This window comes from Oscillospiraceae bacterium, assembly GCA_025757685.1.
Taxonomy (GTDB): Bacteria; Bacillota; Clostridia; order Oscillospirales; family Acutalibacteraceae; genus CAG-217.
In genome coordinates this window covers 497,896-510,481 of record CP107220.1, presented here as the reverse complement: position 1 = coordinate 510,481, position 12,586 = coordinate 497,896, and the positions used below count along the sequence as shown (strand labels likewise).

The following is a 12,586-nucleotide window of genomic DNA, read 5'->3' as shown; positions in this document are numbered from 1 at the left end:
GGCCTGCCCTTATTGCGGATTGCACAAGGGCGGGGGCGTTTTTTTATGCAATATGTGAATTGACTTCACCGGATCAACAACTTATAATTAAGATAAGGGTAATTTTACGCACTTTTGCAACGGAAGGGGCAACTGGATATGAAGAAGAATTTACGCAGCCTATTGTGCGGTCTGCTGGCACTGGTGCTGGTGTGTTCCTGCGCCGGCGCGGCCTTCGCCAAGGACAACGGCGCCACACCGGTAATCTCTGTGCACGGCATGGGCGGCTCCGGCCTGTACCTAAATCCGGGCACGGAGGATGAGCAGCAAGTGGGCGTGTTTGACGCCAAAAGTCTGCTCACCCGCGGCGGACTCATCCAAAATGTGCTGGCTGCCGTCGGCGGCAAGCAAACGGACCCGAACGCCGTCATTGACCAAATCGCCGATCTGATGAACGACTACCGCAACATCGCCTGCGATGAGGACGGCAACAGTCTTTACAATGTAGGCATCGCCAACTACTGGACCGACAGTCTGAAAAACCACCCGGGCTACCTGTCCGGCACCAGCAACGAGCCGGCCATTTGCCGCCAAGTGGCGCAGAATATCGGCGCAGACAAAGTGTTTGCCTTTAACTACGATTGGCGACTGGACGCCTGCGAAACGGCTGCCAAGCTGGCCGACTTTGTGAGTCAGGTCAAAGCCAAAACCGGTAAAAAGCAAGTGACCCTGATCGGCAGTTCAGAGGGCACGGTGATCCTCAGCGCCTACATAGATCAGTACGGCAATCGGGGTGACATCCGCCGTCTGGTGATGATCAACGGGGCGCTCACCGGCGTGTCCGTCACCAAGCTGTTTTGCCAAGATCTGCTGTTTGACGCGGATGTGGTCAAGAAATATTTAGACCGGGTGACCACCTCTTACCATAACCTGGACTTTGACTTTAGCCAGCTGAACCGGCTGGCAAACAGCCTGAATGTGAGCTACCTGTGTGACTTTTTGACCAAAGTAGCAGAGGACCCTGCACTGGTGGAGCGTGTGTATAACGAGATCTTTTACCCGGTGTTCGGCTGCATTCCCATGCTGTGGGAGTTTATCCCCTATGATGATTTTGACGACAGCGTGGATGCCATGACCGCCATCGGCTTTTTAGACCAAAGCAGCGGCCTGTATAAGAAGATCACCCGCTATCATAAGGTGCAAAAGCGCCTGCCCGGCAATCTGAAAGCCATGCAAAAGGCCGGCACCGATGTGGTGATCGTAGCCAACTACGGCCTGCCCAATATTCCCATTAACTCTGCGTATGCCAATCAGACAGATATTCTCATCGACACCAAATACGCTTCCGTGGGAGCCACCACGGCGGACTACGGCAAGACCTTGAAGCGCACCGGCGCCCATGTGTCGCCGGACCGTATTGTAGACGCCGCCACCTGTTTGCTCCCCAACAACACCTGGTTCTTTAAGGGCGTGGCCCATGTAAACTTCTGGTACGACAGCCAAGCCACCAAATTCTTGGCCGGACTGATCACCAACCCGGAGAAAAAGCAGTCTGTGCAGGCAGTAAAAGCCGCCACCGGCAACGGCCAGTTTGTCAATACGGACGAGAAGCAAAACATTGTACCCTTTAGCGCCGGCAAGAGCACAAACAACAGCGGTACGAAGAACACCAATCCCAAGAACACCGCGACTGCAGCTATGAAGTCCCCTGCCACCGGTGCCCATTGGAGCCTGGCAGTGGGCGGCTCCGGTCTGGCCGCCTCCGGCTTGCTCTTTGCCATGTACGCTCTGTTTGCCAAAAAGAAGAACGACACAGCCGCAAAATAATATCTATACTTAAACCAGCGCTCCCTTGCATAAGCAAGGGGGCATTTTTTTACCCAAAATTCGAAAAAGTTGCGGGCCTATGTAGGCATCGGCCCCTACTTACCAATCCCTCCACCGCCTACAGCGGTTCACCTCCCTTTACAAGGGAGGCAAAGTGGCAAAAATAGCGGCTCCCCTTTTTACAAGGAGAGCCGTATTTTTTGTATGAAACTGTAATCACTTTTCGTCTGCGCCGAAGGCGAAGATCTGGCCGGTGTACACATTGAACTGCATGGTACAGGGGCGGTCGCTCTGGGTATACCGCACAGTGAGCACATCGCCCTCCTGGCTCACATCCGTTAAAGTGGCGGTATCGGCCAGAGTATCGGCAAACAGACTGGCCTGCTCCGGCTTATAGGTGCTCACATCGTCCGAGGTGAAGAGCACGCCACCAAACAGCTGAATAAACTTAGCCAGCAGCGCCTGCTGCTCCGGGGTAAAGCTGATATTGTTGCGCCGTAGCAAGAACACATCCGGGTCGTTCAGGAACGCACGACCGTTCAGCCCACGGCGATACACGCTGTTGAGCACCGCATTGGGTGTAGACACATCCTCCCGGTGCATTTGGCGGCGCCGGGCTAAATGAGGCCAGCTGAGGGCCATATCTGCACCGATGCGCATATAGTCCGCCACGCCAAAGCTGGGCAGCATCGGTGCGCCGCAAGCCAGCAGCAGCTTATCCTCGCCCACGCACTCCCGCAGCAGCTCCATGGCGTCATACGCCACCTGGCCGCGGGTCTTGCCGTACAAGGGCTTAACGGAAGCGGCGTACAAAAAGTCCAGCTTCACCATATCAAAGCCCCAGGTATGCAGCACCGTTTGAAACACCTGCTTAATATACGCCCGGGCTTCCTTATGATAAATATCCAGGGCATAAAAGCCGCCCCAGTTGGCGCCCACCATCAAGGGGCTGCCCTTTTTGTCTGCCACCAGCCAGCCCGGGTGCTTCTTTGCCAAATAGGCATTCTTTTGCACCGCAAAAGGCGCCAGCCACAGCCCGGCTTTCAGCCCGCGCTGATGAACCGCATCCGCCACCCGGCGCATACCGAAGGGAAACTTCTTGCTGTCCACAGACAGCCAGTCGCCCACGGCGGTCTGGTAGCCGTCATCCACCTGGAAGGTATTGACCCCGGCGCAGGGGGCAATGGCCCGCAGATCATGCATGATGATATTGTGATTGATATTGCTGTAATAGTTGTACCAGGAGGTATAGCCCCGTAGCTTTTCCGTTTGGCGGGGGTGTACGCCCAAGGCGGCAAAGTAGCCGTCAAATACCGCGTCATAATGCCCCTGCTGCATATAGAGATCCAGCACCGGATAATCCTCCGTGAGCATCAGACCCTCCAGATCCTTAGACACTGCCAACACATTGCGGTTCATATCCGCCGTAATAACGGTAAAACCGGTGCGGTCCGTCAGGGAGCCGATAAAGTCCAGCATGTCGCCGGTGCGCACATAGGCAAAGCCGTGAGAATGGAACACGCCCGCCTGCTTTTCCTCCGGTACAAAGGTATAATCGCCGGTATACTGCATACCCAAGCGGCGGCCGATGGGCGATTTGCCAACGGTGCCCAGCCCGGGCATGCGCTCCGTGGGGCCGAATTCCCGGCTGTCCGTCCAGGACTGAAAGCCGTTGGCCATAAAGCGACTGGCCGGGGTAAACAGGAACGGCAGCTCCAGAATAAAACTGCGTACCTGTATGGGCGCGGTGGGGTGCAAAGTCACCTGCAAGCGGTGGTCGCTCTCCCGCACCTGCAAAAGCAGGTCCTCGTTACTGCCGGTGGCCGTCTTTACGGTGCTGCCCAGCTTATAATCAATGTGGTAGGAAAAGGTCATGGGGCGGTTCTCTCCAATCATTATTTTTTGAATTGCAGTGCGCAGCGCAGGGTCAAGGTCTGCATTTTCGGCAGCTTATACTGGGGCTTTAAGGTAGCCACAGCAGGCACATCGCCGCCAACACCCTGCTGGCCGCCGTCAATATTCACCGTCAGGTAATCATGGCGGGGCAGGTCGCAGGAATGCTTGGCTGCGTCCAGTTCCTCCAGGGTGTAGGGGTGCACGCCGGCCTCAAAAGCACGACCCACAGCGTCTACCCGCAGCTTCACATCGCTGCCCACTTCCAGCCAGCGCACATCGCAGCGGTTGCCGTTCTCCTGCGGATACAGGTAGTCGTGGATAAAGTCCTCGGCGCTCTTAAAGTGATACACGCCCAGGTACGCGCCGGTCTTGCGGTCGCAATAATTCTCGTGGGGGCCTTTACCGTAATAGGTCACGCCGTCCTCCCCGGACATCAGCTGGAAGGTAATGCCGTAACGGGGCAGATCCATGGGTACAATATTGCGACAGGTCTGGGTCACCAGTACCCGGCCGGACGGCAGCACCACATAGGTGGTCTCTACCTGATCCAGGTAGCGGCACAGCCAGCGCACGGTGATCTTCACCGCATCTTTGCCTTGCGTGGCTGTTACCTCCAGCGGGATCATAGCCTTGCCGGCGTTCTTAAAGGCATTCAGCCCGATCAGGGTGCGCACAAAGTCAAAGGGAATTTGGGCAATGCGCTCATTGTCAATATTGGCACGGCCAAAGCAGGGGCGCACGCCGCTGCGCAGGCACTCCCGACCGTCCAGTTCATAAGAGCTCAGCTCGCCGGTTTTCTTAGATACAGCCAGACTGAAATGATCGCCGCTGACCACATAGGCGTCTGCCCGCTTGCACAGGCTGATTGCTGCGGGCGTCTCCTTCTTCACAGAGAAATCGTACTGTCCCAGCACAAACTGCTCTCTGGCCATCAGGTGACCGGCAGGCAGGTGCATGGCGTCCGCCTTCAGAATTAAATAAGCGTCCAGCAGCTGCTCACTCTTGGTATTTAGGTCAAAGGGAATATCAATCGTCACCTTCTCCAAATGGCCCGCTGCCGGCAGGTCCATGGTCTCCTCTTGCAACACGCCGCTCTCATCGGACAAGGTCAGCCGCAGGGCAAAGGCGCTCAAGGGTGTAAACATAAACCGATTGACAATCTGCAAGGTGTTACCCACCCGGGTAAAGTCCGCCTGCTGGTAGCACTTAACCACCTCATAATAATGAGGGTTGGGTGAACGGTCGCCGCGGAACACACCGTTAAAGGCAAAATTGCCGTCGTTGGGCTTGTCGCCAAAGTCGCCGCCGTAGTTCCACTTGTCCTTGCCATCCTTGGTCTTGGTACGAATGGCCTGGTCCGCAAAGTCCCAAATATAGCCGCCGGCCAGCCGGTCGTACTTCTTAAAATCATTCCAATAATCGGAGAAGTTACCCATGGAGTTGCCCATGGCGTGGGCATACTCGCACTCGATAAAGGGCTTATCCCGGTACATCTCCGGAGTCAGGCGATAGCCCATACCGCCGTTCCAAAGCGCGCGGCTGTGGATATGGGGTTTGTTCTCGCCGATTTCTTTCATCTCCGTCTGCACGGTATACATCTCGCTGAACAGATCGCTGGTTTCCAAATGGGCGTCCGGCTCATAGTGGAAGGGCCGGGTGCGGTCAATCTGCTGGGCAGCTCGCTTCATATCCGGGAACGCCTTGCCGTTGCCGCTTTCATTGCCCAAGGACCAGAAGAGAATACAGCTGTGGTTCTTAAAGGAATTGACCATATTGGTCATTCGATAGCAGCACTGGGCGCTCCACTGGGGATTGCTGGCAGGAATTTGCTGGGCCAGACCGTGGGTCTCCAGGTTGTTCTCGCTCATAACCAAAATGCCGATCTCGTCGCACAGCTCATAGAACCGGCGGGAATTGGGATAATGGCAGGTGCGCACATTGGTGATATTGCTGCGCTTAAGCAGCTCCAGGTCGGAACGAATCATACGCTCCGGCACGGCGTGGCCGTAATCCGGGTGGAAATCATGGCGGTTCACGCCGCAGATCTTCAGCGGCACGCCGTTCAGTAGAATGAACGGTCCCCGCTTGGTGTCCGGATTATAACCGACGATCTTCACCTCTCTAAAGCCGTACTTATGGGTACGCAGGTCTACCGGCTCCCCGGCCACCAGCAATGTGGTCTCTACCGTGTATAGGTACGGATCCTCGTGGCTCCACAGATGGGGCGCCTCCACGGTGCAGTCCGTATCTACCGTAACCCGGCAGCCATCCTCCAGCACCGGGCAGCGAGCCTCCATTTGGCCTACGGCTTTGCCGTCTGCGTCTAAAATACGCACCCGGTAAGCGGCGTCTGAGCAGTCCGTCCCCCGGCACTCCACAGCTACCTGCATACGGAAGTGAGCCGTCTTGTAGTCCTCTGCAAATTCGCTGTAAAAATAAGTATCCTGAATATAGGTCTTGGGCTTGAACACCAGGTTCACATCCCGGAAGATACCAGACAGCCGCCACATATCCTGATCCTCCAGGTAGCTGCCATCGCAAAACTGATGCACTGTCACCGCCAAGCGGTTCTTGCCCGGGTGCACAAAGCGGGTTATATCGTACTCCGTCTCGTCAAAAGTATCTTGGGAATAGCCCACAAAGGTGCCGTTCATATACACCTCGCCACAGGAGTTAATCCCACCGAAGTGCACGAACACATTATCCGCCAGCTCTTCTTCAGTCAAATCAAAATCCCGAATATACAGACCCTGCGGATTCTTCTTGTCGTCAATATGGGGAATGTTAATCTTTGAGATCGGCGTAGGGTAATTGATATTGGTATAAATGGGGGTGCCATAGCCCTTGATCTGCCACTCGGAGGGCACCTCTAAATCGTCAAAGCTAAAGGGGTCGAATTCCGGGTTCTGATAGCCCTCTATCGTCTGATCGCTGCCGGGCAGGAATTTAAACTTCCAAATGCCATTCAGCAGCCGGCGCTTTTCTTCCCCGGTGTGGACATCCCTTGGAAAGCCGGCGGCACTGCGCCGCTCGGTGTTGACACTGAATGTGTCTATATCTTGCCAGATGGGTATATCTTTGTTCATACTGTTACTCCTTATGTTTAGAATCCCCGCCGCAGGCCAAAGGGCAAACTGCGGTTAATAACAGTATAACGGAAACGGCGGCACTTTTCAATGCAAAATCCGCAAATCGCCGGGATAATGGGCAAAAAAACAGCAGACCGTCGAACCGCCGACAATCTGCTCTTTTATTATACGACACTGTCGCCCATCAGGCAATAAATGTGCTGTACAGTTTAGAAATAAAGCCCGGTCCCTACTGTTTGGCCAATAAAATCAGTCCGTGTGAATTCGCCGGTACTGCGCCGGGGTGCAGCCGTACTGCTTGCGAAAAGCGGCGGGCCGGGGCCCTATCCCCCGGCAAAGGCACTGGTAAAAAGTGCAAACAAAGGCAGCAAGCAAGCTGAAAAACTGCACAAATAATAAAGAAAAGAGAGAGCGAATTTTTCACTCTCTCTGTTTTTATCCCCTGCCCTAGGGTTTACCTATGAGAAATGCGGGTGTATAATAGTGCCGGATGAAGTGAGGCAACTATGAAAGATACAAGAGTAAATTCGGATCAAAAACAAAACAGCGCCACCATGTTGATGACCGAGGGCAAAATCTGGAAACAGCTATTGGTGTTTGCCGTGCCGTTGATTCTGGGCAATCTGCTGCAACAGATGTACAACGCAGTGGACTCCATTATTGTAGGCAACTACGTAGGCAGCAATGCGCTGGCCGCCGTTGGCTCCAGCAATGCACTCATTAACCTGCTGATCGCCTTTGCCCAAGGGGCGTCCGTAGGCGCCGGCGTGGTGATCTCCCAGTTCTTAGGTGCAGGCGATACCAAGCGAGTGCACCGGGCAGTCCACACGGCAGCCACCATCGCCTTATTGCTAGGCCTAATACTCACCGGGGCCGGCATCGCTCTGAGCCGGGTGCTGCTGGTGGCCATGGACACCCCAACCGCTGTACTGAACGACTCAGTGCTGTACCTGCGCATTTACGCCGGCGGTTTCCTCTTTAATGTGGTGTACAATATGGCCACCGGTATTCTCAACGCTGCCGGCAATTCCCGCCGCCCGCTGCTGTACCTGGGCGCCGCCTCCGTGACCAACATTGTACTGGACTTGGTGCTTATTGAGGGGTGCAAAATGGGCGTAGCCGGTGCCGCTGTGGCTACCGATGTGAGCCAGCTGATCTCCTGCCTGCTGGCAGTTAGCTACCTGCTGCGGGTAAAGTCCGATTATAGAATCCGCGTGAAAAGCCTGTGCCTGGACGGCGATATGGCCAGGCGCATTGTTCGCGTGGGGCTGCCTACCGGCATACAGAATATGGTCATCAGCTTCTCCAATGTGCTGGTGCAAACCAGTGTTAACCACTACGGCGCTATGGCCATGGCCGGATTCACCGCCTACTTAAAGGTGGACGGCTTTAACATATTGCCGGTGCTGAGTATCAGCATGGCAGTGACCACCTTTGTGGGCCAAAACTACGGTGCAGGAAATCTAAAGCGGGTCAAAAGCGGAATGTGGACCGCCCTGCTGATGAGCACCGTTTATACCATACTGACCGGCGCGCTGCTGCTGACGTTCTCCCACCCGGTGATGCGGCTGTTCACCTCAGACAGCGCCGCCATTCATTACGGTGTGTTGGCGATGAAATACTTTTGCCCCTACTATGTACTGCTGGGTGCGCTGAATGTGCTGGCAGGCACTGTGCGTGGCACCGGCAAAAGCATACCGCCCATGCTCATACTGCTGTTTTCCATGTGCATCTTCCGCATCATTTGGATCCAACTGGCAGTGCCCCATTATGACAACATCGACGGTGTGTTTATCCTCTACCCCATCTCCTGGATAATCGGCTTAGTGCTGATGGCACTGTACACCTGGAAAGGTCACTGGCTACACTACGGCAACGAAGAAGAGAAGTCGAAAACAGCATAACAAAAGGCAAATGGAAACGCACCTTGCAATCGTTGGATCGCAAGGTGCGTTTCTTTATTGTTTTAATCTTCTGCCGCCACATCGTAGGTTTTGCGCTGCTCCAGCAGTTTTGCATGAATTTCTGCCTTGCGGGCACCGGTGAGCTTGTAAAAGAAAAAGGGCACACCGGCCAGGAACATCATAATACCGTGGAAGATGGTGTAGAAGAACAACATCCAGATCTTGGTCTTCAGGGATTGCAGGGTGCCGTCCTGGATGCCCTGCACATAGCCGCAAATAGAGTTGTCTCCGTACAGAATCAGCGGAGACAGGGCACCGGCAACGGTGCCGCTGACCATGGTAAAGATACCGATGACAAATCCCAAAGAGGCGTCCATTCGCTTGCCTGTCTTCAACTCAATATCCTCCAGCACATCTGCCTGGAACATATTAGGCAGCAGATTGGAGGCACCAAACTGCAAGCCGATCAGGAACAGGAACACGATAAACACGATTTGGAGCGGACCACCGGAAGTTTCCTGCTTAAAGTAGGTGTAACCGATCAGGAACGCGCCGGTGTTGGCAATCAGTGAGTAGATGCCGCTGGCAATATACAGTACCCGGGAGTCAAATTTCTTCAGCAGGAAGTTGATAACCAGCATACCCACAGCGGTGCCGATACCGGTGGGCAAGCCGAACAGCAGAAACTTGCTGGAATCGCCCAGCAGCGCCGCTGCCAGGAAGGTGCCCATAAAGTTGGCAATGCCACGAAAGCTCTTTAAGAATTCGGACACAATAATGGTCCAGGCATACTTGTTACGCAAAATGTCGCCAAAGCCCTCCATTGGGTTCTTGCGCTCATTCTCATAGGCAATGCGCTCCCGCGTGGCACGCATACCGCCCAGCATAGTGATAATGCCCATCACGCCGCTCAGAGCGGCGCAAAGAATAAATTGCAGTGCCTTATTGTCTTTCCAGATCAGACCCAGCACTAAAATGATCACCAAGGATGCAGAGTTACCCACCGCAGAAACAATGCCACGGAATGACATCACCGTGTCCCGCTCACGCAAGTTAGGCGACATCACCACAGCCAGGTTGTTGATGGTATTGCCGAAGGTGTTCATCACGCCCCACAGAATGCCCACGGTACACAAATAGATCATCAACAGCGTGCCTGTCAGGCCCCCGGGCACCCAAAAACTAAGAAACAGCAACAGCCCCATAGGCACTGCCGCCAGCATGACCAGCGGACGGAACTTGCCCCGCTTGCCAATGGCGCGGCCGTCAATGTACATGACAATAAAGAAGTTCAGCACCCAGGGCACCACGCTCACCAGCGTGTTAAACAGCGCCGCCTGGTGCTGATTGATCTGCACCACATCCACTAAAAAGTTGTTGCGGTACTGCCCCACCATACCGGTCATATTGGTATAGAAAAACACAGACACCATGTACCATATAAATTCGCCGGTGCCAATCTGCTTTTGGTCGACTGCGGGTGCAGCCATGGTCTTGCCGGACATTTAGAAATTCCCCCTTCAAAAATGCCGCTTTTGTTTTTATTTAGTCAACTGCAAGGTGCAGTTGTAATCCCGTTGCTTTTTGTCGCCGATCATGGAGAGCACAAAGGCGCGCAGATCGGAGAGCTGCGGATTGCCGGCGGAGAGCTTCTTCTCCAAAATATGCAACACCGGAGACAGACGACGCAGCAGGTGATCCAGCGCGTCATACATGGGCGTACCGGGCACGTACGGCTCGTTGCCCATAAAGATATTACGCACCAGCTCCACGCCCACATCTGCCACTCGACGATCACCGATGGACGGATCCACCCGGAACCAAAACAGCCGCCCCAGCTGCTTTACCGTCAGCTTTTGCAGCAGCTTGCCTACTGCCGTGACCGGACCTTTCAGCTTTTCCTTGCCTTGGCTGCCGCCGAATTTACCCATAAAGGCATCAAAATCCGTAGCCATAGCGTCCATTATATCCGTGATCATACGGTCAAAGCGCCACTGCAGATATTCTGCCGCGGTGCGCCCGCCTTTATCATAGTCAAAGTCATCAATCGTGTAGGAGCGAATGTCCACCTGGCCATCCGGTGCCACCGTCACCTTGCGATAGGCGCAGGGACAGCCCACAAAGCATCCGGTCTGCACATCGGTAATGGTGTTGCCTGCCGGCGAGATGTGCTCTGTCACCGCCTGAGCGTGCATATGACCGGTAAAGATCAGCTCCAGCCCGGCGTCTGCCAGCGTGTTGGCGGTTTGTTCCCAGTCGGTCAAATGGGCGTCGCCGATCAGACCCATCACTGCCGAGAACGGCAGCAACGGATAATGGGTCATAGCAATGATCCGCTCCCCGGCAGCGTGTGCCGCCTGAATTTGTGCCACTGCCCAGTCCAACTGCTCCGGCCAAAGGCCCTTAAAGTCCTTGCAGTCGCCGTCACAATTCAGTGCCAACAACCGCAGGCCCGGCGCCAGCTGCGCCACATAAGACATACTCTCCCGGTGCTCGGCAATGGCGTCGTCAAATCCGAATTCCCGGTAAAAGTCCCGCAGGTCGCTGCGCTCCATGCCGGCAACCGGCACCGTGCGGTCACCTATAAATTCGCAGGGATTCTCCGCATAGTCATGGCGGGCAGTGATCAAGTAAATCTTTTTGCCCGCTTCTTGCAGTCGGTACAGCCGCTTGCGAAAGCCCACATGGCTTTGGTATTCGCCTCGGTACACCAAATCGCCGGGGATCAGGATCACACGCGTCTCCCTGTCCGCTGCAATCTGGGCAAACCCGGCGTCAAGGATGGCCGGCGTCTCCGCCACACACTTTTGGTCTGTGCGGGAGCGGGCCTCGTAAGCCGATCCGCTGCGGCCGAAGGACTCGTCAAAATAATGGGGGTCCGTCACTAAATAAAAGGAAAAATCGCTCATGATTCTATCTCCCGGGCAAAGGAGCCCTATATATTATAAAATATCACAACAATAGCTTTTATTCAACTGGATATATCCAATATTGCTTGCGATTTATCACATTTCCGTGAGCGCGCGAAAGCGACTGGGAGAGCACCCGGTTCCCTGCTTAAAGGCATAAGAAAAATACTGGGCGTCCGTATAGGACAGGGCATCTGCAATTTCGCTGACAGTCATCTGGGTATTGATCAGGTAATCCTTTGCGATCTGCAGACGACAGTTTTTGTAATATTGATACGGCGTCACGCCGAATTTGGCAGAAAACCGGTTGATAATATGATTTTTGGAATAATTCAAAGTCCGGCATAGTTCCTCAAGATCCAAGTGCATGGTGGCACGGTTCTCAATCTCCCGCTTGATGCGATCCGCCAGGTCATACTCCGCGGTGATCTGCCGATCGTAAATGCTCTGCACCAAGCTAAACAGCACCGGCGCCATGGCGATCTGGGCCTTGTCTTGATCCTGATTGTTGAACCCCAGGCTAAACAAGCGGGCAAAGGCCTTTTCCACATAACAGCCATGAAACAAATAGGTGTCCCGAGGCAAATAGGTGCGTAGCAGGCAGTCTGCCACCGGACCGCTAAAACTGATAAAATACTTGTGCCAGGGGTGGTTCTGATCCGCATAATAGGTGTGGCGGCTGCCCTCGGTCAGAAGAAACACATCCCCCGCCTTGGGGTACAATACCTGGCCGTTGATCTCCAGTGTGCCAGCGCCATCCACAATATATTCCAGAGAGTTTAGATCACTGCACGATCGACTGATCCGATATTTGCCGTCGCACACCGTCTCTCCCACAAAGCGCACCTCCAGCGGGCGCCCACTCTCCGCAAACAGCTTAATGTTCTCATACATTGTGACAATTCAAACCTTTCTTCATTTATACTCCCGTTAGCAGCAGCCTATGTGTGATAATTTTAATATAGCACAAACCGACAGGAAC

The 12,586-nt window shown here is 54.5% G+C and carries 7 protein-coding genes; 2 read left to right on the top strand and 5 right to left on the bottom strand.

The window, feature by feature from the left end; translation table 11 throughout:
- Positions 1–138 precede the first annotated feature (138 nt).
- Positions 139–1,806, top strand: a complete 1,668-nt coding sequence (locus tag OGM59_02205; protein ID UYI91308.1) for a hypothetical protein — start codon at positions 139–141, stop codon at positions 1,804–1,806.
- Between the two features lie 216 nt (positions 1,807–2,022).
- Here OGM59_02205 and OGM59_02200 read toward each other — a convergent pair whose 3' ends face one another.
- Both OGM59_02200 and OGM59_02195 read right to left on the bottom strand, forming a co-directional pair.
- A complete protein-coding gene (locus tag OGM59_02200) occupies positions 2,023–3,681 on the bottom strand; it encodes an alpha-galactosidase (GenBank protein UYI91307.1) in 1,659 nt (552 codons plus the stop codon).
- 20 nt (positions 3,682–3,701) lie between these two features.
- The gene (locus OGM59_02195) at positions 3,702–6,788 is read right to left on the bottom strand and encodes a DUF4981 domain-containing protein (GenBank protein ID UYI91306.1); all 3,087 of its coding nucleotides are present in this window, start codon (positions 6,786–6,788) and stop codon (positions 3,702–3,704) included.
- Positions 6,789–7,297: 509 nt separating this feature from the next.
- On the opposite strand from OGM59_02195, the gene OGM59_02190 reads away from it, so the two are divergent.
- Complete coding sequence (locus OGM59_02190; GenBank protein UYI91305.1) at positions 7,298–8,695, top strand: MATE family efflux transporter; 1,398 nt, start codon at positions 7,298–7,300, stop codon at positions 8,693–8,695.
- Positions 8,696–8,757: 62 nt separating this feature from the next.
- Here OGM59_02190 and OGM59_02185 read toward each other — a convergent pair whose 3' ends face one another.
- The 3 genes from OGM59_02185 to OGM59_02175 all read right to left on the bottom strand — a co-directional run bounded on the left by OGM59_02185 (position 8,758) and on the right by OGM59_02175 (position 12,498).
- Positions 8,758–10,200, bottom strand: a complete 1,443-nt coding sequence (locus OGM59_02185) for an MFS transporter (GenBank protein UYI91304.1) — start codon at positions 10,198–10,200, stop codon at positions 8,758–8,760.
- A 36-nt stretch (positions 10,201–10,236) separates the two neighbouring features.
- The gene (locus OGM59_02180; protein UYI91303.1) at positions 10,237–11,604 is read right to left on the bottom strand and encodes a metallophosphoesterase; all 1,368 of its coding nucleotides are present in this window, start codon (positions 11,602–11,604) and stop codon (positions 10,237–10,239) included.
- 96 nt (positions 11,605–11,700) lie between these two features.
- Positions 11,701–12,498, bottom strand: coding sequence for an AraC family transcriptional regulator (locus OGM59_02175; protein ID UYI91302.1), 798 nt, complete (start codon positions 12,496–12,498; stop codon positions 11,701–11,703).
- Positions 12,499–12,586: the final 88 nt, after the last annotated feature.